At 49.0% G+C, this 22,107-nt stretch carries 16 protein-coding genes; all 16 read left to right on the top strand.

Features of this window, described 5'->3' with window-relative positions:
• Positions 1–150: 150 nt before the first annotated feature.
• The 16 genes from OSQ85_RS03660 to OSQ85_RS03585 all read left to right on the top strand — a co-directional run bounded on the left by OSQ85_RS03660 (position 151) and on the right by OSQ85_RS03585 (position 21,930).
• On the top strand, positions 151–3,378 hold the full coding sequence (locus tag OSQ85_RS03660) for a tetratricopeptide repeat protein (protein WP_265821379.1): 3,228 nt from the start codon (positions 151–153) through the stop codon (positions 3,376–3,378).
• 69 nt (positions 3,379–3,447) lie between these two features.
• The gene (locus OSQ85_RS03655) at positions 3,448–5,904 is read left to right on the top strand and encodes a TonB-dependent receptor plug domain-containing protein (protein ID WP_265821377.1); all 2,457 of its coding nucleotides are present in this window, start codon (positions 3,448–3,450) and stop codon (positions 5,902–5,904) included.
• Positions 5,894–6,787 (top strand): ABC transporter ATP-binding protein, encoded by an 894-nt coding sequence (locus OSQ85_RS03650; protein ID WP_265821375.1) that lies wholly within the window; start codon positions 5,894–5,896, stop codon positions 6,785–6,787. Before OSQ85_RS03655 ends, OSQ85_RS03650 begins: the two co-directional genes overlap by 11 nt.
• A gap of 10 nt (positions 6,788–6,797) precedes the next feature.
• A complete protein-coding gene (locus OSQ85_RS03645) occupies positions 6,798–7,460 on the top strand; it encodes a hypothetical protein (RefSeq protein WP_265821373.1) in 663 nt (220 codons plus the stop codon).
• A gap of 1 nt (position 7,461) precedes the next feature.
• Entirely contained in the window at positions 7,462–8,718 is a 1,257-nt protein-coding gene (locus OSQ85_RS03640) for a DUF4857 domain-containing protein (RefSeq protein WP_265821371.1), read from the top strand.
• Complete coding sequence (locus OSQ85_RS03635; protein WP_265821369.1) at positions 8,715–9,464, top strand: DUF3450 domain-containing protein; 750 nt, start codon at positions 8,715–8,717, stop codon at positions 9,462–9,464. The genes OSQ85_RS03640 and OSQ85_RS03635 overlap by 4 nt, the downstream gene beginning before the upstream one ends.
• Positions 9,461–10,819, top strand: a complete 1,359-nt coding sequence (locus OSQ85_RS03630) for a MotA/TolQ/ExbB proton channel family protein (protein ID WP_265821367.1) — start codon at positions 9,461–9,463, stop codon at positions 10,817–10,819. The genes OSQ85_RS03635 and OSQ85_RS03630 overlap by 4 nt, the downstream gene beginning before the upstream one ends.
• A complete protein-coding gene (locus OSQ85_RS03625; RefSeq protein ID WP_265821365.1) occupies positions 10,816–11,361 on the top strand; it encodes a MotA/TolQ/ExbB proton channel family protein in 546 nt (181 codons plus the stop codon). Before OSQ85_RS03630 ends, OSQ85_RS03625 begins: the two co-directional genes overlap by 4 nt.
• Positions 11,349–11,756, top strand: coding sequence for an ExbD/TolR family protein (locus tag OSQ85_RS03620; RefSeq protein WP_128467068.1), 408 nt, complete (start codon positions 11,349–11,351; stop codon positions 11,754–11,756). The genes OSQ85_RS03625 and OSQ85_RS03620 overlap by 13 nt, the downstream gene beginning before the upstream one ends.
• The gene (locus OSQ85_RS03615) at positions 11,753–12,430 is read left to right on the top strand and encodes an energy transducer TonB (RefSeq protein WP_265821362.1); all 678 of its coding nucleotides are present in this window, start codon (positions 11,753–11,755) and stop codon (positions 12,428–12,430) included. The genes OSQ85_RS03620 and OSQ85_RS03615 overlap by 4 nt, the downstream gene beginning before the upstream one ends.
• Positions 12,430–13,587 (top strand): tetratricopeptide repeat protein, encoded by a 1,158-nt coding sequence (locus tag OSQ85_RS03610; RefSeq protein ID WP_265821360.1) that lies wholly within the window; start codon positions 12,430–12,432, stop codon positions 13,585–13,587. Before OSQ85_RS03615 ends, OSQ85_RS03610 begins: the two co-directional genes overlap by 1 nt.
• Entirely contained in the window at positions 13,568–16,402 is a 2,835-nt protein-coding gene (locus tag OSQ85_RS03605) for a M16 family metallopeptidase (RefSeq protein ID WP_265821358.1), read from the top strand. Before OSQ85_RS03610 ends, OSQ85_RS03605 begins: the two co-directional genes overlap by 20 nt.
• Complete coding sequence (locus tag OSQ85_RS03600; protein WP_265821356.1) at positions 16,395–18,209, top strand: extracellular solute-binding protein; 1,815 nt, start codon at positions 16,395–16,397, stop codon at positions 18,207–18,209. Before OSQ85_RS03605 ends, OSQ85_RS03600 begins: the two co-directional genes overlap by 8 nt.
• Positions 18,210–18,212: 3 nt before the next feature.
• The gene (locus tag OSQ85_RS03595) at positions 18,213–19,316 is read left to right on the top strand and encodes a microcin C ABC transporter permease YejB (protein ID WP_265821354.1); all 1,104 of its coding nucleotides are present in this window, start codon (positions 18,213–18,215) and stop codon (positions 19,314–19,316) included.
• A 2-nt stretch (positions 19,317–19,318) separates the two neighbouring features.
• On the top strand, positions 19,319–20,350 hold the full coding sequence (locus tag OSQ85_RS03590) for an ABC transporter permease (RefSeq protein WP_265821353.1): 1,032 nt from the start codon (positions 19,319–19,321) through the stop codon (positions 20,348–20,350).
• On the top strand, positions 20,347–21,930 hold the full coding sequence (locus OSQ85_RS03585) for an ABC transporter ATP-binding protein (RefSeq protein WP_265821351.1): 1,584 nt from the start codon (positions 20,347–20,349) through the stop codon (positions 21,928–21,930). The genes OSQ85_RS03590 and OSQ85_RS03585 overlap by 4 nt, the downstream gene beginning before the upstream one ends.
• The last annotated feature ends 177 nt before the right edge of the window (positions 21,931–22,107 follow it).

Raw genomic sequence — 22,107 nt, 5'->3', positions numbered from 1 at the left:
GGAGTGCTTGCCTGTCAGAAATAACTTGACAATAGATGTTGCTTATTATACTAGGGATGTATTATTTAGTTAGGTCATTCTAAAATTATTCCGAGGATCTCCGAATCCCGCATAGCTTATGCTTCTCATTATTTTTTGGAGGTTTTCTGAATGAGAAAATTGGTAACACTTTTATCAGCTCTTTTTCTGCTTCTCGCAGCAGGCTGCGGCGGCGGAAGTTCCGGCGGCGGAAGCGATGACCCCGGCGGAAGCAACACTCAGACCATTTCAGGCATCGTTACCGACCCCGCTATAACAGGGGCACAGGTTGAGATAAGAAAGATTTCCGATGACACAATCGTTAACACATGCGGGGTTGCGGGCAACCTTCTCTGCCGCAGGTTTACCAATGATGCGGGTGTGTTTTCATTCGTTGTGCCTTCTTCTTTCGATTTTTCTCTTTATTATATTGAAACACACGGCGGAGTTGACACTGAAACAGGTATCAGCTTTGAATCAATAAGCCTGAGAGCACCGCTTAATGCATTCAGCGGAAATGCTGACGGAATAGTTGTTTCCCCACTTACTTCTCTCATTACTTCTAACCTTTCCTCTGTGACTTCACGGATGAGCCAGAGTGAGATTCAGTCTGCTGTAAACGCAGTCAGGGCAGCTTTCGGCTTTGCGGCAGATGTTGATATACTTTCCGACCCTTCACTGGAACCTGAGCTTCTTCATGCTTCTTATCTTCTTGTTAAAATCGCTGTACAGTACCGTGATTTCAGTAGCACTTACGGCGGCGGGGAGGAAAACCCTTTTGATGCCATATCAAGAGCAATAGAGGACGGCGATTTTGTATCTCCGGGCGGGGTGTTTGCTGCGGGTGCTCTGGATGCTGTTTTTGCTGAGTTCACCTCCGCATCGTCTTATGCTGAGGTCAAACAGGAACTTGAGGAAACACTGGCAATTCTGGCGGGACTCAGCGGTGAGGGTGATATAATAGCAGAGCTGGTGGCAGCGGAAAAGAGCGCAATATTCAGAAGAACCGTTTCAAGCCTTGTAACTAATCTGCCTGCCACTGTTTCAGATACCTATACTGCAAATGTGGATAAGCTTCTTGCAGGGCTCGAAAACACATCAGGCGTAAGCTTCTCTCTTGAAAGCTTCCCGATTTATCAGGCTGTAAGGTTTGCTCTTTTCAATAACAGCTTCTTTGTTGACTATAATAACTATATATCAGGGGATTTTGATGCGGAGCTTGCTTCTCTTCTCTCTGCAAACGGTTTCGCATCGGCGCTCAGCACAATTATGAGCGAAAGCGGAGTGCAGTTCGTCAACGTACCTCTTGAGACTGCAAACCTGCCCGGAGACAATAACACAGCGAGGGCGAACTACTATTTCAGCTCAAACATAGACCAAAATTATAAAGCCAGAAAGCTTATCAACAAAGTTTTTGATGATGAGATAAACGATTATATTTACCTCAAGGTTATTGAGTCATATGCGTCTATGGGACTTCTGGATAAAGCAAAAAAACTCACGGATGCATTCCTTGTCAAATCAATAAGCAAGTCCGAAGCTTATATGTACTTAGGCAAATATACTTCTGTTTACGGAAATGACAGTGCGGCGTTTACGTTTCTTCAGACTTCGGAATCATTCTTCCGCTTAATCTATGAAGCAAGGGGCGATAATATCCCGACTGCGGCCGAAATTAACCTTGTATCCAATATTGCGCAGGAGTTTACGCCAATTGGCAGAAGTGACGAAACCGAAAGGCTGACTGCTTGGCTTAAGACTCAGGTTGACAACATATCAGTTGAGGCTACAAAACGCACAGGGTATACCAGACTTCTGAATGCTCAGAAAACCGTTGTGGAGTCCCATATAGCAGACGGAGATCTTGCCAAAGCTGAGGCCGCTGCTGATTATATGTTTGTTCTTCTTGAAGATATGCCGCTTATGACCACAGGGACAAACGGGAAATACGCGACACATTACGGCTACTACAAAAATGCGTTTGACTACTACAGGACTCTGGGACTCAAGGCGAAAACAGTTCAGTATTACAACGATAAATATGAGCCTAAAAGACTTGTTGACGTTGGCGACGGAAGGACCTTCTGGCAGAACAGCACAGCATACATAATTGTTAACCTTTACTGGGCAGGCGGCAAAGATACGGCAACTTCCATTCTTGACACAATTACCACTGCTTCCAGTAAAAAGAATGCTGCAAAAGGTATAGGGTTTATAAAGGCTCTTGAGGAAGATTTTGCCAGCGCAGTTTCTTTTTACGAAGCAGCAATACCCATAGGAAGCGATTTTACTTCCATAGGCGACTACATCGATTCATGGCTATATCTGGGGGTAAATAAAAGCAACCCCGGTATAGCGCTTTCCGCAATCGAAGCAGGTGATACTGAGCTTGCCGTTGCCGCTCTTGAATATATTGAAGGGAAGTTTGATGCGCTTAAGGCATATATCGATACCAACAGCCTCAGCTACAACACATATATAAACAGTCTCGCAGGCAATTACTCCAGTTCAGGGTATGATACATACGCCTATGAAGGCGGGTATCTGAAACTTGCCGAACTCTATATGGATTTAGGCAATACGGTTAAGGCAGCAGCCATGGTTGACAAGGCTTACGCCTACGTCGACGGATGCGTTGATTCTGTGGCAAAAGCGAACGCTTACTCAGCGGCTGCGAGATATTATCTTGAGCTCGGCAACACAGCAAAAGCGAACGAGGTCTACGCCAAAAACCTGCTTATTGATACGTCATCTTACCCTGCGATCGATAAATTTGACTATTACAGAATTCTGGCGAAAGACAAGCTGATGACCGGCGACACCGAAGCAGCGGAAGAGCTCATTGATGTATCTATCACGTATGGTCTCGGTATACACCCCACAGGAACAGTTGACAACACTCTTGCTTCCAAAGAGGTGATAGCCCTTAACATGATGGCATCTCTGTACAACGATCTTCAAAAGGTTGAAAAAGCGAAAAATGTTCTTGAACTGTCCGCGGCCACTGCTAAGGAAATTACAACAGCCAGCGGAAGAAAGAACCATTATGAATACGTTATCGGAAAATATTCTGATTTCGGTCTTGTTGAACTGGCTTACGAAAAAGCCAGAGAGCTTTTTGAGACTACGGCTGATTTAAATTCAGCTATTGAAGATATTGCTTACGCTGTCGCTAATCACGATGACTTCCCCGACAGTTCCATAGCTTTTGTTGATACGGATAAAGACGGCAAGCCGGACTTCTTCCTGCCATCCGCAACTCCTGAGCAGATAGCTGCGTCCGGTCTTGTGCTTGACGATGATTCTGACGGTGACGGAAAGCCGGACACCACAGATACCACCCCATTTTACGCGGATTAAACAATGATGAGCGCATTAGTACATATTCGGAGAGCCGTTTTAACGGCTCTCCTTATCACTTTTTACTGTTTGAGCGCCTCAGCCGCGGACAACACCTCAGAGGAAAAATATACCGCTGACGATGTTTTTATACTTGATGATGTTGAAGTGAGAGAACGCTTCCGTGAGAAAAATGTATCAGGGAAGACGGAGATCACCAGAGAATACATAGACCTTCTGCCGAAAGGGAACGGCAACATCACTGACCTTCTGAGAATGGCGCCTTCCGTTCAGTTTGATGAATCGTACCGCAGTTCGCTGACAGCGGGAGAGATCAAGCCGGAAGAACTGTCAATTTCGGGGGGCAAACCCTACCAGAACCTTTATATGGTTGACGGGATGAACAACTCAAGCATTCTTGACCCTGCGGGTGACAGCATTTACCGTGTAAACGATGTGGGCGGACATGCGCAGAAGTTCTTCATAGACTCTTCAATCGTTGAAAAAATTACATTATTTGACAGTAATGTTCCTGCATCTTACGGCGGGTTTCTCGGCGGTGCTGTTGATGTTAAAACCAGGATGCCCGCAAAGGAGTTCGGCGGTAAAATCTCCTACAGAACAACACGCTCTGAATGGACCGAGCTTCATGTGGACCCTGATAACCGTGAGCGTTTTGAGAGCTCAAGCAATTCAAAAAACCAGCCAAAGTTCGAGAAGCATTTTTACACAGCTACCCTTGATGTGCCTGTGACTGATAACACAGGCTTTCTGCTGAGCTATTCCAGAAATGAATCCTCCATCCCCCTCAGAAGCTTCGGACGCTGGGAAAATGACTACAGAAGATCAGAGAACTTCTTCATAAAAGGTGTACATAACATAGACGGCTCCAGCTATCTTGAAGTCTCCGCATCGTACACTCCCTATGAGGCAGAAACCTTTCTCGCGAATACCAGAAACAGCCGCTACACAGTAAATTCCGGCGGATATTCCGGTGTGCTTAATTATGTGAGAGAGAAGAACGACAGCAAGCTGACCCTGCACTTTGATATTTCGGCCTCGGAAAACAGTAAAGAGGCAAATGATATTTACAAGGCATGGATATCAAGCGGCAGCAAACCCTGGGGTTACACCGTTGACAGCGAATCCGGTTCCGGTGAAAGTTTCAGCAGGGAGGGCGGCTACGGCAGCATAGACAAAACGGAAGAAGCAGCAACATTTAAAATCGATCACACTGTCGGCAAATTTAAACTGGCAGGTCTGCACTCCCTCAGCTACGGAGCCTCCGTAACCCGCTCAGGCGGAACTTTTGACAGGGCTAATGACGGTATAGTTTATAACGGCGCGGTGCTGAATGCGGATGTTATCTGCGGCGGCAGTACTGACACATGCGTTGACGGGGAACAGTATTTCAGCAAACGTGAAATCACACCCGCAACTTATGTTGAGGCTGAACTCAATGAGTACAGCTTTTATGTTGAGGATGACTACTCTGTCGGGCGGTTCGGGCTGAGGGCAGGTCTTCGTTTCTCATATGACGACTATATGGAAAACTTTGATATAGCTCCAAGGCTGAAAGCTTCCTACGATATTTTCGGCGACAAAAAGACAGTCCTGTTCACAGGTTTCAACAGATACTACGGCACAACGCTCCTTCTTAATAAACTGAGGGAAGGCAGAACACCAAGTTATACTGAGTACAGGACAACTTACCAAAACCAGCTTGTGGACTGGATGGCGACAACCGATACCAGCTATATAAAGTACAACTATGCTGATCTTAAAACTCCGTACACCGATGAATACTCTGTCGGGGCGGATCAGGAACTGTTCGGCGGTCTGCTCAGCCTGCAGTATATTGAAAGGCATGGGAAGGATGATTTTGCCACAACACGAACAGATGCACAGGCGGACGGTTATTTTCACTATTATCTGAACAATAACGGTGAAAGCACATACAGGTCAGTTCAGCTTAAATGGAACAGAGCGTGGAAAAACCACAGTGTGATGTTTAATGCAATGTGGCAGGAATCGGAGACATCAAATGACTCCTATAACGATGAATACGATCTGGAAGACCTTGAGAAGTTAATCGTCTACAACGGAAAGATTATACAGGTTAAAGACAAGCCGAAGGATAATTTCAACAGACCCATTGTTTTCAATATCGCCTACACCGGAACATTTTTCGAAAGGCTTGTTATCTCCCCTGTTTTTAATTTCAGAGGGGCATACAGGCAGATAGTGCTTGTGGATGACAATTATCCCGTTGAACACACCGGAGAATATGATCCCGGTTCCGGAGAACCTATTTACAACTACGCTGATAAATATGAAGAAAAAAAGAGGGATGTTTCCTACACCCTTGACTGCTCTGTGGCGTGGGTGCAGCCCCTTAAGGGCAAGCAGAAGGTGACTTTTAATGTTGAAGTCTACAATGTTTTTGATACCAAAAACAAAATAGGAAAATCCGATGAATCCTCCGGCACTGCAACAGAATACGAACTCGGACGTCAGTTCTGGGCGGGGGTGGCTTATGAATTCTGATAAGATCATAAGCATAGAGAATCTTGAGCATTCCTACGGGAAGAACAAAGTGCTCCACGGGGTAAGCTTCACTGTGGAAAAGGGGAAAACCTTCGGTCTCCTCGGCAAGAACGGCGCGGGAAAGACGACCACCATCAACATAATGATGGGTTTTCTCGCGCCTGATAAGGGTAAATGCCTTGTTCTGGGGGAGGCTGCGCACAGCCTTTCCCCGGAAGGGAAAAGGCGCATCGGCCTCCTGCATGAGGGGCATCTGTGCTACGAGTTCATGAACATAAACCAAACGGAAAAGTTTTATAAAAGCTTTTATCCTCAATGGGATGTGGAAATTTTTGACTATCTCATGAAAAAGCTCGGCCTCAGCCGCAGGCATAAAATAAAGCATATGTCCTGCGGTCAGCGTTCTCAGGTGGCTCTGGCTGTTCTTATGGCGCAGAACGCAGATGTGCTGATACTGGATGATTTCTCCATGGGGCTTGATGCGGGCTACCGCAGGCTGTTTCTTGATCATCTGAACTTCTATGTGAAGGAGCGGAAAAAGACTGTCCTCATTACATCCCACATTGTTCAGGATCTGGAAAGGTTTGTGGATGATGCGCTGATAATAGACAAGGGAAGGGTGCTCCGCTCCGCTCCGCTCAGTGAGCTGAAAGACGGACTCTACGGCTACAGGGTAAAATGCGCTCAGGATCTGACCCCGCTGGAAGCTGAGGCGGAAATACGCGATGTTTCCCACACCAGCGCCGGTTATGAGATAATATCCGACATCCCCCCGAAGGATGCTCCCTCCTACTTCACTTCAAAAACCGGAGTGGATATTAATCCCGAATATTTTGACATAACACTGGAAGACGCGTTCATCGCGCTTACCGGAAAGTATTAGGTAATTTTCAATGATTAGGCAGATCTGGACCAAAGAGTTCATTAAACTGAATAAAGTTATTTTTGCCGTATTTCTGGCGAACGCCGGACTTGCGGTATATTTCTGGCTGAGGCTGAGGGGCGGATTTTCCATGATGAATCCGGTCATGATATGGTCGGATATAATAGACAAGCACAGCTTCTATTTCGGCAGGTTTGAGATTCCCGTCCTCGTTTCCGCCATAGCCTTGGGGATAATGCAGTTTTACCCCGAAACCGAGAAGAAGCGTTTCCGCATATCCTGCCACCTTCCGGTGAACGAAAATGCCATGACGGCGGGGATGCTCTTCTTCGGAATCATGGTCATCAGTGCCGTGTGGCTGTTTGATGCGGCTGTGGTTTATTTTGTTTCAAAAGTTTATTTCCCATATGAAATATACTCGGAAGCTCCCGTGATCATGCTCTACTGGTATCTGAAAGCGGTGGTGATATACATCTTTGTCTCCGCATTCACCCTTGAACCGGTCTGGAAACAGAAAATCAAGCTGGGCATAATGCTGGGAGCGTTCAGCGGTTTCTTCGCTGTTTCGGTCTACAACTCCGACAGAGGGATTCTCCTCTTGTCTTTCATATTAGCCGTGATGTTCGTTCCGGTGCTTTTTTACCCGGCACTCAGATTCAGGAAGGGGGCGTAAGATGAAGCTTTTATCAAGATACCTCCTCCTCATAGCCGCGGTGATTTCGTTCAGCAGCCTTATCCCTTTTATCTACACTGTAACGTTCGGAAAAAGGGCTGAAAGGCCTGCAATCTTCTACAGCAAGGTGATTGAGGACATAGTCTACAGCCTTGAGGACAGGTCAGGCTCAAGAAAATATTATGACGGCGCAGGCAATGAATACAGCGCGCGTGAATACACAAAGCTTATCCCTTTCATACAGTTCAGGGATCTCCAGAAATGGGGTATGTACCCCGAAACAGTGGGCGGCGAGCATATTACGGCGGAGCAGGCATCCAATGACAGGGACTTTGTGAATATTCACTCCTACTGGATAGACGGGGACAAGGTGCGAATCAAGCTTTACCCGCTTTTTGAGGCCGAGAGCGACTTCACAAAGATAGAGATGCCCTCTGAGCTCTTCCGCATAACGTCCCGTATGGAGTTTATAAACGGTGTCAGAAACGCTGTTGATGAGGAGAAGAGCACACTCTTTACAAACGCTCTCAGGGATGCGGGCTTTGTTTTCCCGCCGAGAATGGTTGCCGGAAACCCCACAACGAGAAAGTCATATGACTTCGGCTACTTTGTTCAGGACGGCGCAGGGGATGTTTTCCATCTTATGCAGGTTAAAGGACAGCCTTTGATAAAACGGACAGATATAAAACCGGACGGTGAGATTCTCTATATCAAAGTCGCGGAAAACCACTATCTGCCTTATTACGGTTTCCTCATAACCTCAGACGGCGGCGTCTACCACATGATGAAGGAAGAGTACGGATTAAAAAAACTTCCCGTGGAGAACTACAGACCTCTTGAGCAGATGTTCAGATATGTGAAGGATCCGCTGAACATGACAGTGAAAATTACTGATGAAAACGGCGAGCATGTCTATGTGGCTGATAAAAACTATGGGTTTGAAAAGAAGTTTTTCTACCCATATGAAGGAAGAATAAGGGGAGCATTCAGAGTAGTTTATGACACTGTGTTCCCTTTTCAGATAAATACAAAGCATCCGGACAAGTACGGCAGCTATCTGAACATGGATTTCAGTGACAGACCGCACGCCGCATTTATATTTTCCGCAGTTCTGGCAGCGCTTTACGCAGCGTTCAGGATTTTCGGCGGAACAAGGAACAGGGCGTTGCCTTTTGACACTGCACTTGTTCTTGCGGGCGGAATCTACGCTGTTGCCGCATTGCTGCTTCTGGACGGATTCGGGAGGAATAAAATATGAACAAAGCCCTTATTGCCTTATGCGTAATGATTGCGGGGAGCGCTTACGCTGCTGATGCGGATAAGATTCTGGATTTGCAGAAGAATATCCACGACAAAAAGAGCGGCTTCTACTCTGAGAATGAAAAATGGCAGGAAGAGAAAATTAATCTCGAACAGCAGTACATACACCTCAAAAGAGCCGTTGCCGAGAAGGAGGCTTATCTGAAAAGCCTGAAATCCTCAGCAGCGGAGCTCAAAACGGAAGCAGAAAGAAGCAGAACGAGAATAGCCGAAGGGCAGAAGCTGAAAACAGGTCTGGAAACTTCGCTTTCCTACCTGCTTGAAAAGCTCGGAGCGGAAGCCGCGGCGGGTGACGAGGCTGCGGTTCAGGAAAGGCGCGACCGCATAGAAGGCCTCATCGCTTTCATCGCCGCGCCGGATGTCCTCCCCGCTGAAAAAGTGCGCAGAGTCATGGAGGCGTACAAGGTGGAGGCTGACATGTCCAGATACGCAGAAATACGCACCATGAGCGTGAATGTGAGCGGTGAAACCCTCAACGGTTATGTACTTCGCTCAGGCGGGCTTGCGGCCTTTTTCACAACGCCGGACGGAACAACGGCGGCATTTTTCAACCCTTCCTCAGGGCAGTTTGAAAGGCTTGATTCAAAATATTCAGGAGAAGTTATCATAGCGGGTGAACTGGTTAACAGAAAAAGGATGCCAGCTCTTGTGACTCTGCCCGTAGGGAGGATAGAAGTAAAATGAAAAAACTCGCAGCCGTAATGGCGGTTCTTCTGATTATTCCCGCCGCAGTATTTGCCAAAGATTTAAGAGTTATATACAGGGATCTGGTTCAGGAATCTGAAACAGTTTCCAGAACCATAGAAAAAGAACTCCAGACGCTCAGAAACGACCGCGCGAAAATGAAGAGCGAGGTTGAGGCACTGGAAAGACAGCTCGCAGCCCTTGACAGGGAAGCGGATGCCCTCCGCAGGGAGAGCGAAGGCTACATAAAGGCAATCAACGTCAACAGGGAAGCCCTTGGGCGTGAAAACAGCAGCTTCACACAGATTGAGGCCGCTGTGGAGGCGGCTATGCAGGACTTTTTCGTGATGTCTCAGGAATATCCTTCTTACGCTGTTCCGGGGGACGGAGACTTCTTTAAAAAAGGTGAAGAGCCCCTTTTCAAGCTGAACTTCCTTGCGGACAGCTATGTGGATTTCATAGGCTATGCTTCAAAGGTCAGCCTGCGCGATATGTCTGTAACTGATACCGACGGAACCCTGAAAAACGTTCAGGTGCTTTCCCTCGGCACATTTGCGGATGTGTATAAAGACGGAAACGAATACGGATACCTAGCCAGAAATCTTGAGGGGGGGCTCCAGAAGGTTGCGGGCGTTCCTTCAAAAGAGCGCAGTCTCATAGATAAATATTTCAAAGGGGAAACAGACGATATGTCTCTGGATTTCTCCGGCGGTGCAGTGTTCAAACAGTGGGAGAACAAAATAACACTCCTTTCCCAGCTTAAAAAGGGCGGACTTCTGATAATTCCGATTATCCTTGTGGCGGTCTTTGCTCTGCTGCTGGCATTCGAAAGGGCGTACAGCCTTTACTTCAAAGGGCTCGGCGCTCTGGACACAGTGGATGAAATAGCCGCAAACCTTGAGGCCGGAAAAACGGACGAGGCGCTTAAGAGCGCCGAAAGCATAAAATCATCCCCTCTGGGCAGAGTCTGCATGGCGATAATCCCTTTCCGCACATGCACATTGCAGGCCAGAGAAAACATACTGAATGAGGCTCTTCTTAAGGAAGTGCCGGTTATAGAGAGAAACCTTTCTCACCTTTCAACCTGCGCAGCTGTTGCGCCTATGCTTGGTCTTCTGGGCACTGTGACAGGGATGATAAGCACCTTCCATGTGATCACGCTGTACGGTTCGGGCGATCCCCGGCTGATGGCGGGCGGTATCTCCGAAGCGCTTATAACGACTATGTTCGGCCTCATAGTGGCAATACCTGTGATGCTTGTGCACACATTCTTCGCCAGACGCGCCGAAACTCTTCTGGACAGGCTTCAGGAGGCGGGCATGAAGGTGTTCAACTCAGCGGGAACCGAAAAATGATAGGCGAAATCTTCAGGGTAGTCACAGATAATACTGTTCAGACCATAATCTTCTTCCTGAACATATACATATGGTTCTGCATAATAGACAGGCTGTTTCTATACGGCTGGCTGCTGCTGCCCGAAAAGGGGAGCAGCGTTTCCCGCATCACCGGGAAGGTGCGCGCGGAACTGAACGCTCTGCACATAGTTTATGAGAACGAAAAACAGCTTGCGCCGTATATCGGCAAATACATCAGAATGCTTGAACACAGGCTTTCAGGGATAAAGACAGGCACAGCAGCGGCCCCCATGCTGGGGCTTCTGGGTACAGTATGGGGCATGCTCATAGCTTTCAGTGTAATGGCGGAAAGCGGAACAGGCGAGCCCGCCATGATAGCCCACGGCATTTCAAGCGCGCTGTCCACCACTATGTGGGGGCTTGTGGCGGCTATACCGGGGCTTGTGGCGCTTCCGTTTCTCCAGAGGCTTAAAATCAGGCTGATAAACAAAATCAATGCAGAAAAAATAACCTATATCGGAGGGCAGTCATGCAGCGTATAGCGAGACGTTCCTCAGGGAATTCATCCTCAATAGATATGACACCGATGATCGACCTCATATTCCTTCTTCTGATCTTCTTCATAGTCACGACAAGCTTTGTGAAGGAGACGGGGATAGAGGTGGAAAAACCCGTGGCCGCCACAGCGCAGAAGAAGGAGGATTCCTCCGTGCTCATAGCTGTGACGGGTGACGGGCGTATCTTCATGGATAATCAGGAAGTGGATATAAGAAGCGTAAGGGGCAGGGTGTCCGTAATGCTTTCCGACAACCCGAAGGCGGCGGCTGTTGTTATAGCCGATAAAAACGCACGGGTTGAAACAGTTGTTGAAATAATGGATCAATGCCGCCTCGCAGGTGTAAACCATGTGAGTCTGGCGGCGAAGGGCGGACAGTGAGCAGGCTCTCCTACTTCGGCATAAATATGCTCAAATGGCTGCTGGCCTTTGTGATGACGCTGCTGGTATTTTCCCTGTTCATTACGATGAACCGCGAGCACAATTTCGACACATCAGACCGGGGCGATGCCTTCCGTGTGATGATGAATGAGAGGGCTGCGGAAAAAATACAGCAGGAAAAGCACGAACTGCCGAAGGAACCGGAGACCGAGCGTGTGCCCACCCAGCAGCCGCTGATGCAGGAAATGCCCATAGAGGCTGATGTTGATGCCGGAGACACGGGGATAAGTATTCAGGTTTCAGAGGTGAAGGTTCAGCCCACGGCGCTCCCTAGTATAAGCGCTCCCTCGCAGCCTGTTTCCGCCCCTTCCGATGCTGTTTACAACCTGAACGAACTGGACAACAGACCGAGACAGACTGTCAACGTCAGACCCGATTACCCCAGATACGCCGTAAACAACAGGATAGAAGGGAGCGTAACTGTCAGCTTCACTCTGGACAGAAACGGAAACGTGGTTAACCCGCAGACGGTTAAGGCAGAACCGCCTAATGTTTTTGAGAGCTCGGCGCTTGCCGCTGTGCGGAAATGGAAGTTCACCCCCGCCATCAAAGGGGGCGAAACGGTTAATGTGCGCATGATAGTTGTTGTAAACTTTACACTGGAAAAATACTGATGAAAAAGCTGTTAATAATTCTCTTATCAGCGGTGTCCGTGAGCGTTTATGCTTCGGATGCCGAAAAAGGACTCACTGCGGAAGCCCGTACTGCCTATAACAAGGCTCACGGCTTTTATGAAAAAGGCGAAAACGGCAGGGCCGAGGAAGCTGTACGGGAATACAGAAAACAGTTCCCCGATGCGCCTCACGGTCTGCACAGCATGCTGATGGGCAACATATGCCTTAAAAAGCAGGATAAAAAATGCGCCATGAGGGAGTTTGAGGACAGCGCGGTTTTCTTCGGGGACAACACGCAGATGTGGGAAAACGCAGCTCTTCTTGCTTATGAGAATAAGGAATACAAAAAGGCGGAGCAGCTTCTGAACAGACTTGCCGCACTTACAAGCCTGAATATGCAGCAGAAGAAGATTCTTCTTTCCGTCTATTTCGCTGACCAGCAGTGGGGCAAAGCCGCATCAGTGATCACTCCGGCTGAATTTAAAGGGATGGATGATTCCGATGCGAAGGCTGTTCTCGCCGCGACTTTCCGCGCAGGGAGGAAGGATGCCTTCTATTCCATGCTGAAAGGCAGGATAGATGCGACCCAGAACCCCGAATGGTGGAAATATTACGCCGCCTTCGCCCTTGAGGACGGAAAAACAAAAGAGGGTGTTTCCGCCATGAGAACATACGCCCGCACAGGCAACATAGGCGGGGCGGATAAGGTGACAGCGGCGAAACTTCTGGCGCGCGCAAAGGTCTATGATGAAGCGGCTGAGTTTTTCGGCGCAGCCATGAATGAGGTGCGTCTGGAATGCCGTGATATGGTTTTCGCGGGAAATGTGTCGAGAAAAGCCGGACAGTTTGAAAACTCCATAAAAATATTTGATAAAGCCGTAGCCTCCGGATGCTCTGACAAGGCACTCAGCTCAAAGGCTGTCACCTATTTTATGAAAAAGGATTACGGCAGGGCGGCAGAAACTTTTGCCATGGCCTCGGAAAAAGAGGGGAACAGGTCGTACGGCTCTTATATGGCCGGGCTTTCCTATTATAAGGCCGGTGATAAGGCAAATGCGCGCCGTTTTCTCAGAATGACAGGAAAAAACAGCGAATACGGCAAACGTGCCATGAAACTTCTTGAATATATGGAGGAAAATGATGATAAAAACAGTTAAGGATGTCCGCAGGCTTCTGTGCGCATTTGTAATTGCAGCGGCGGGTGTCTGTCTGCTGAGCCCTGCCTCCGAGGCGGGAGTTCAGGAGAAACTTCCTTTCAGCGATAAAATTATTTACGGCAAACTCGAAAACGGCCTTCAATATTACATCAGGCAGAATGATCTCCCTCTGGACAAGGTGGAGATGCGCCTCAATGTCAGAACCGGCTCCCTGAACGAAACTGAGGCCGAACGCGGTGTGGCTCACTTTGTGGAGCATATGGCGTTCAACGGCACAAGGAACTTCGAAGGGAACGACCTGATCAAGTTTATGGAAAAAGTGGGGCTGACCTTCGGGCAGCACACCAACGCCTACACATCATCAGAGGTCACAAACTACCAGCTCAGCGTTCCCGCGGAAAAAGATGAGCTTATTACAGACTCATTTAAAATAATGCGTGACTGGGCAGATGGCATAACTTTTGATGAAAAAGAGATTGAGAGCGAAAAGGGTGTCATAACGGAAGAGTGGCGCATGCGCAATGATGTGCGCAGCCGCATACGCAATATGGCAAGGGAATATCTTCTGGAAGGCTCGCTTTATCCTCTGAGAGACCCCATCGGGCTCATGGAGGTTGTGGAATCAGCTGATAAGGCACTCCTCAAAGGCTATTACGATAAATGGTACACTCCTGAGAATATGTCCGTCATAGTTGTGGGGAACATTAACCCCGAAAAGACTGAAAAGCTCATCAAACAGAACTTTACATCGCTTAAAGCGAAGAAAACGCCTGAAAAGGCGGATACATCGGTCCCGTTCAGGGAAGGGCTGAGGGTACGGACTATAACCGACCCCGAAGCGACTTCTGTTTCGCTCTCCTACAACCTTTTCAGCAGAGAAGGGAGAGTGGAAACCTACGAACACCTTAAGCAGAACGTGCTTGAAAGCGGTGCAATGAGCATGCTGAACAAGCGTGTTTCGGCGAAGATACTTGAGAAGAAAAGTGAGCTCCTCTCTTTCCGTGCCGGAAAATCCGGCATGACGGACAGCCTTGCTCTCACAAGGTTTTCCGTTACCACACGGCCCGAAACAATCGATTCGGACATAAGTGAGATGCTCACTGAAATTGAGCGTGTAAGACGCTACGGCTTCAATGCGGATGAACTCAGGGATTTCATAACATCCCAGAAGACAAACATTGAGCGTGCAGCCAGCCCCGACTACAAATATCCGTCCTCAAAATATGCTGATATGATAGCCGACTATGACACGTTCGGCGGACACCTTACAGAGTTTACACAGGATAAGGCGCTTCTGGACAGGATCTTCGGCGAGACTGATATAAAAGACTATAACGAAGCGTTCAACAGGCTTCTGCTGAGTAACAGCCGTATGGTTATTCTGACCATGCCTGAGCGCGACGCGGATAAAATATCCGTCACAGAGGAAAAATTCCTGAAAATCCAGTCTGGAGCGGAAAAAAGTGAAATCAAGGCGGAAGCCTCCCGCGGGATTCTGGATAAAATAATTGATAAAGAGCCGCAAGGCGGAGTGATAAAATCAAGGGAAATCTTCGCAAATGTTGACGGCGAGCTTATCACCTACGGCAACGGTGTGCGTCTCTTCATAAAAAGTAACCCTGTGGACAAAAACCGCTTCATGCTTACAGCGAAGAAGCCCGGCGGTTTTTCCGTAATGGGGGATGAGGAGATACTCTACGCTGATTTCATGCAGAGAGCGCTTGTCTCCAGCGGCTTTCAGGGTATCAGCAGGAGAGAACTCCAGACATTCCTTGCAGGTAAAAGGGTGAACGCCGCCCCGTCAGTTACAGGCAGTACATTTGACTTCGGCGGAGGCGGGGACAGCGAGGACATGGAAACCATGTTTCAGCTTATCTACAAATATTTAACCGCTCCGGACATAGACAGTAACGCATTTGACGCGCTGATGAAATCAACTGCCAACTCACTGGAAAGCGCCGAGAAGGACAAAAAGACCGTATTTTTCCGTGATGTTGCGGAAAAGATGCTTAATGACAAATACAGACGCGGACATTTGCTGGCTGCGGATCTGCCCAATATCACCCCTGAGAAGCTGATGAAGATCTATAAAGCTTACTTCGGCGATATAAACAACTTCATATTTGTAATCTCAGGCGATGCTGACAGAGACAAAACAGCGGAACTGGGGCGCAAATATCTGGGCGGTCTGCCTGCGGTGAACGTTAATGCCGCTGCGGTTGACAGGGGCGTAAGGCTCAGAGATAAGTCCGGCACGGCGGAAGGGTTCGGCGATGTGGAAAACAGATCCACGGTGATGATCCGCTTCGATAAGGACGTGGAGTACACCGCAAACGGCAGGTACATCTCGTCACTCTTAAGGCGGGTGATGGATCAGAGAATGCGTGAGAACATCCGCGAGAACATGGGCGGAGTTTACTCCATAAGCTCGGCTGTAAGCTACTCTGACTATCCTGAAACAGTCTTCTCCGGCAGAGTGTCATTCACCTGCGACCCGGCCAGAAGGGACGAGATAGTCAGAGAAGCAGCCGGAATCATAAATGACATAGCGGAAAACGGCGTAACCTTAAAGGAACTGGAAACTGCGAAAAACCAGCAGAATGTTCAGTATGACGCAGCAGGTGAGGATAACCGCTTCTGGGTTAACAGCCTTATTTTTGACTTTATCAGGGATGAGCCCGTTCTCTCCGTTGCGGAGCGCAAGGAGACAGTCAGCGGACTGAGCCTTGAAATCGTGAATGCGTTTGCGGCGGAATATATGAAGGATATGCGTATTTTCGTTGCTTCGTACAACCCGGAGGCAAAAGTTGAATAGACTTCTGCTTCTGATGCTTGCCCTCTGCCTGTTTTTTTCTCAGGCGGAGGCAGGTGTCACAAAAACCCACGGTTTCTCGCTCACTGACGGACTGAAATACGGCGCAGATTTCAGGCATTTTGAATTTGTAAACCCCAAAGCTCCGAAAGGGGGTACGCTGCGCAGAGCCATGTACGGCACTTATGACAGCTTTAACCCGTTTGCGCCGAAGGGTATTTCCATAAAGGCCACAGGTTATCTCCATGACAGCCTGATGACCTCCTCCGCTGATGAGTCACTGAGTTATTACGGCCTCATAGCCGAAACCATGGAGTATCCGGACGATTATTCATGGGTGATATTCAACCTCCGCCCCGAAGCGAAATGGAGCGACGGAACACCGCTCACTGCGGATGATGTTGTTTTCAGCTTTGAGAAAATCACGGAGGTCAGCCCGTTTTACCGTAATTACTATAACCTGATAACAAAGGCTGAGGCACTGGGAAAGCACAGGGTTAAGTTTCACTTCGCAAAAGGGGAGACCAGCCGCGAGCTTCCGCTCATAGCCGGTCAGCTTTCCATAATCCCCAAACATTTCTGGCAGACGAGGGATCTCTCCAAATCATCCCTTGAGATCCCGCCTGTGAGCGGAGCTTACAGAATCACCTCCTTTGAAGCGGGAAAAAGAGTAACCTTCGGGCGGGTCAAAGACTACTGGGGTGAGAAGCTTCCGGTTAACGTTGGTCAGAATAACTTCGATACAATTGTCTTTGAATATTTCAGGGATCAGACAGTAGCCTTTGAGGCCTTCAAGGCAGGGCACTTCGATTTCACTGCGGAAAGCTCCGGCCGCAGATGGTACAGGGGCTACACCGGAAAATATTTCGACATGGGGCTGATCAGAAAGGAAGAGATACCTCACAAAAACCCGCAGGGGATGAAAGGCATAGTGTTCAACACGGCACTTAAGCCTCTGGATAATATACTTGTGCGCAAGGCGCTCAACTATGCCTATGATTATGACTGGATAAACAAAAACATCTACTTCGATCAGGATAAAAGGCACGACAGCTTCTTCTCAAACTCTGAACTTGCCTGCGGCGCAGTGCCCGCGGCGGATGTTGCGGCCGTGATAAAACAGGTTAAGCCTGATGCGGGGGATGAACTGCTCAGGGCGCAGTTCAGGTTTCCCTCCACGGACGGCAGCGGGAACAACAGGGAAAACCTGAAAACCGCTGTGCAGCTTTTCGAACAGGCGGGCTACCGCACAGTGAACGGAAAAATGACCGGGAAGGACGGCAAGCCCCTTTATCTGGAGATAACCACATCCTCCAAAACCATCGAAAAGGAACTGATGACCTTCAAAAAAGCCCTTGAACGCATAGGCATAGACTTTTACATCAGGTACATGGATTCCACCCAGTTTGTGGATAAGGTGCGCGCAAAGGACTACATGATGATTTATACCGCAGTAAAGCAATCCGAATCACCGGGGAACGAACAGCGCAACATGTGGCACTCCGAGGCGGCGGACGAGGCGGGCAGCAGAAACTACGCCCGCATAAAAGACCCCGCTGTGGACAGACTGGTGGATATGATAATAAACGCAAAGGACAGAAAAAGCCTTGTGACATATTCCAAAGCGCTGGACAGGGTGCTTCTGAACGGATGGTATTTTATCCCCTCCGGCTATTCCGACAGATACCGGATCGCATACTGGGACAAGTTCGGCAAACCGGAAAAGATGCCCGAATACAGTTTCGGCTTCGGCTCATGGTGGATAGAGCCTGAAAAAGAGAAAAAGATCGACAGTCTGATTAAAAGGTAAGTGATGCTTTCGTATATTCTGAAGAGGCTGGTTCTCGTGATCCCCACTCTGCTGGGGATCGTCACCATAAACTTTTTTCTTGTGCAGATGGCTCCCGGCGGGCCTATGGAAACCATGATAGCCCGCATGACCGGGGAAGAGGTCACAGCGGAGCAGCGTGCCCTCCGGCAGGATGATGATTCATCCGGCGGCAGCGCTCTCAGGGAGGATTCATCCGCTGCTGAAATGTTCCGCGGCGGCGGCATATCCCCTGAGCTCATTGAGGAGCTGAAAAAGCTCTACGGTTTCGACAGGCCGGTGCATGAGCGCTACCTCAAAATGCTGAAAGACTTTGTGATGTTCGAGTTCGGCGAGAGCTTTTTCCGTGATAAAAGCGTGATTGAACTGATAAAGGAAAAGCTTCCCGTTTCAGTTTCGCTGGGTGTGTGGACGACAATCCTTGTCTATTTGATCAGCATTCCTCTGGGCATAAAAAAGGCTGTCCGCCACGGCAGCAGGTTTGATGTGTGGAGCTCATTTGCTGTGATAATGGGGAGTGCGATCCCCGTGTTTCTGTTTGCCGTTCTCCTCATAATCTTCTTCGCAGGGGGGAACTATTTTGCGTGGTTCCCGCTGAGGGGACTTGTGTCCGACGGGTTCGCCGGTATGAGCCTGTGGGAGAAGGTTCTGGATTATCTCTGGCATATGTGCCTTCCCGTTGTTTCCATGCTGATAGGCGGTTTTGCCTCGCTGACCATGCTGACCAAAAACTCGTTTCTGGATGAAATAAACAGACAGTACGTAACCACCGCCAGAGCAAAGGGGTTAACGGAAAAGCGCATACTCTACGGCCATGTTTTCCGCAACTCCATGCTTATTGTCATCTCCGGCTTTCCAGCCGCATTCATATCAATGTTTTTCACAGGCTCCCTTCTCATAGAGGTTATATTCTCTCTGGACGGACTGGGGCTCATGGGCTTTGAGGCCGCCATGAGCAGGGATTATCCTGTGATGTTTTCAACGCTTTACATCTTCACGCTCATGGGGCTTGTGCTGGGCATAATCAGTGATATTACATACACTCTGGTTGACCCGCGCATCTCCTTCAAAGCGGCGGACAGGGGGTAACAATGAGAATTTCGCCCCTTACCGAACGAAGGCTCAGGCGTTTCTGCTACAACAGGCGGGCATGGTACTCGCTTATCATGTTCTCCTTTCTGTTTCTGATGAGCCTCTGCGCGGAGATAATAGCCAATGATAAGCCCCTTATAATGTCATACAACGGAAAGCTGTATTTTCCGGTTCTGTTCACATATACAGAGAGCGAGTTCGGCGGTTTTTTCGATACCGAGGCGGACTACCGTGATCCGTTCATGCTGGAATCAATAGAGGAGAACGGCTGGGCAGTCTGGACTCCGGTACGCTACAGCTACGACACCATAAATTACGACACTGACACACCGCCGCCGACACCGCCGTCCCTTTCCAACCCTCTGGGGCTTGACGATCAGGGGAGGGATGTTTTTGCGAGGCTTCTTTACGGTTTCCGGCTTTCCGTACTGTTCGGGTTCATGCTCACGCTTGTTACATCCGTAATAGGCGTGCTTGTGGGCGCTTTGCAGGGGTACTACGGCGGAAGAGTGGATCTCTGGGGGCAGAGGTTCATGGAGGTATGGTCGGGCATTCCCATGCTGTATCTGCTTATTCTTGCCAGCAGCATGATCAGGCCGGGGTTCTGGTGGCTGCTTCTCTTGATGTCAGTCTTCGGGTGGATGAGCCTTGTGGGCGTGGTGCGGGCTGAGTTCCTCAAAGGGCGGGAGCTTGAATATGTACAGGCGGCGCGTGTTCTCGGCGTGCGGGACTCGGTCATAATGTTCCGCCACATACTCCCCAATGCCCTTGTTGCCGCCATGACATTCCTGCCGTTCATACTCAGCGGCTCCATAGGTGTTCTTACCTCCCTTGATTTCCTAGGTTTCGGCATGCCTCCGGGTTCGCCTTCCATAGGTGAACTGCTTGCGGCGGGCAAGTCGAATCTGCATGCCCCGTGGCTTGGTATTTCAGCTTTTGTGACGGTTTCGCTTATGCTGAGTCTGCTGGTTTTCATAGGGGAGGGGATGCGTGACGCTCTCGATCCCAGATACACAGGTAACAGAAAATGACGGATAAACTCCTTGAAATAAAAAATCTGAAAGTAACATTCAATACGGAAGCGGGCAGGGTGGAGGCTGTAAAAAATTTCAGCTTTCACATGAATCAGGGTGAGACACTGGCTGTGGTAGGTGAGTCCGGCTCAGGGAAATCTGTATGCGCTCAGAGCATAACAGGGCTGATGAAGCATGCCGGAGCGGTGATAGAAGACGGAAGCGTAGTCTTTGACGGGCTTGAACTCACCGATGCGGATGAAAACACCCTCCGCAGGGTGAGGGGCGGGGAGATAGGCTATATCTTTCAGGAGCCCATGGTTTCCCTTAACCCGCTGCATAACATAGAAAAACAGATAACCGAGCGCCTCACCGCGGTGGAGGGGATGAACAGGGCGGATTCCGCACGGCGTGCTCTGGAGCTTCTGAGCCTTGTCGGCATAAGAAACCCCGAAAAGCGTCTGGGAGACTTTCCGCACTGCTTTTCCGGCGGTGAAAGGCAGAGGATAATGATAGCCGCCGCTCTGGCCTCAAGTCCCAAGCTGCTCATAGCGGATGAGCCCACAACCGCCCTTGATGTGACTGTGCAGAAACAGATTCTTGACCTTCTGGCGGAGCTTAAGGCCAAGCTGAACATGTCCGTTCTGCTGATTACCCATGACCTTGGCGTGGTGAGAGCCTACGCGGACAGAGTTGTGGTGGTCAAGGACGGGTACGTGGCGGAAGTGGGGAGCACTGAGAAAATTTTCCGCAGCCCCGAACACATATACACCGCGGAGCTGGTGAGCAGGGGCGATGTTAAAATCAGTGAACCCGTAACAGCGGGAGACGTTGTGCTGAGCGCCGAAAATCTCTCCGTAACCTATAAGGGCAGGGCAAAATTCGGCAAAAAGAATGATGTGGCTGCGGTAAAGTCTGTCTCCTTCTGCGTGAGAGAGGGGCAGAGCCTCGGCATAGTCGGTGAGTCCGGCTCAGGCAAAACATCAATAATGAAGGCTGTTTTGCGGCTTATACCATCTTCCGGCAGGGTTATGTTTATGGACGGGGAGTTTTCCGCCCTTAAACCGGATGCGCTGAGAAACAGAAGGCGGCATATTCAGGCTGTGTTTCAGGACCCGTTCGGCAGTCTTAACCCAAGGATGACCGTGGGAATGATAGTGGCAGAAGGGCTCACTGCCCACGGTGAAAAGGACAGAGAGAAGACGGAACAGGCCGCCCGCAGAGCATTGGAGGATGTCGGGCTGCCTTTTGACGTGATGAACCGCTATCCCCATGAGTTTTCAGGCGGTCAGCGCCAGAGGATAGCCATAGCCAGAGCGGTGATACTCCGCCCTAAGCTTGTTATTTTTGATGAACCTACCTCATCCCTTGACCGCAGTGTTCAGTTTCAGGTGATGGATCTTCTGGCAGGTTTGCAGAAAACCTATAATATGTCATATATTTTCATCAGCCACGACCTGCATCTGGTGCGTTCACTCTGTCACGGGGTTATAGTGATGAAAAACGGCGAAAAGGTTGAGGAAGGCCTGACAGAGGCTGTTTTGTCATCCCCGGTGAATGAGTACACGAAGACGCTGATAAACGCCGCTTTCATATAATTTAGACAACCGCAGTTGACAAAATTTATCAGATAACAATGTTTGATTTCCTTCACAAGCTTTACATTTCTTGATAGTGTTGATTCTAAAGGATAAAAATCCGCATAACCCGGAAAATTGATCAAGATCAATTTATTCATACTAATCTAATATATTATTTCTTTAGAACATAATTCT

This window comes from Geovibrio ferrireducens, assembly GCF_026226615.1.
In the GTDB taxonomy this organism is placed as follows: Bacteria; Chrysiogenota; Deferribacteres; order Deferribacterales; family Geovibrionaceae; genus Geovibrio; species Geovibrio ferrireducens.
This window is presented reverse-complemented; position numbering and strand designations above follow the sequence as displayed.

Coding starts and splice junctions, on each gene's coding strand:
- OSQ85_RS03660 (WP_265821379.1), top strand. CDS start 151: ATGAGAAAATTGGTAACACTTTTATCAGCTCTTTTTCTGCTTCTCGCA.
- OSQ85_RS03650 (WP_265821375.1), top strand. CDS start 5,894: ATGAATTCTGATAAGATCATAAGCATAGAGAATCTTGAGCATTCCTAC.
- OSQ85_RS03645 (WP_265821373.1), top strand. CDS start 6,798: ATGATTAGGCAGATCTGGACCAAAGAGTTCATTAAACTGAATAAAGTT.
- OSQ85_RS03640 (WP_265821371.1), top strand. CDS start 7,462: ATGAAGCTTTTATCAAGATACCTCCTCCTCATAGCCGCGGTGATTTCG.
- OSQ85_RS03635 (WP_265821369.1), top strand. CDS start 8,715: ATGAACAAAGCCCTTATTGCCTTATGCGTAATGATTGCGGGGAGCGCT.
- OSQ85_RS03630 (WP_265821367.1), top strand. CDS start 9,461: ATGAAAAAACTCGCAGCCGTAATGGCGGTTCTTCTGATTATTCCCGCC.
- OSQ85_RS03625 (WP_265821365.1), top strand. CDS start 10,816: ATGATAGGCGAAATCTTCAGGGTAGTCACAGATAATACTGTTCAGACC.
- OSQ85_RS03620 (WP_128467068.1), top strand. CDS start 11,349: ATGCAGCGTATAGCGAGACGTTCCTCAGGGAATTCATCCTCAATAGAT.
- OSQ85_RS03610 (WP_265821360.1), top strand. CDS start 12,430: ATGAAAAAGCTGTTAATAATTCTCTTATCAGCGGTGTCCGTGAGCGTT.
- OSQ85_RS03605 (WP_265821358.1), top strand. CDS start 13,568: ATGATGATAAAAACAGTTAAGGATGTCCGCAGGCTTCTGTGCGCATTT.
- OSQ85_RS03595 (WP_265821354.1), top strand. CDS start 18,213: ATGCTTTCGTATATTCTGAAGAGGCTGGTTCTCGTGATCCCCACTCTG.
- OSQ85_RS03590 (WP_265821353.1), top strand. CDS start 19,319: ATGAGAATTTCGCCCCTTACCGAACGAAGGCTCAGGCGTTTCTGCTAC.
- OSQ85_RS03585 (WP_265821351.1), top strand. CDS start 20,347: ATGACGGATAAACTCCTTGAAATAAAAAATCTGAAAGTAACATTCAAT.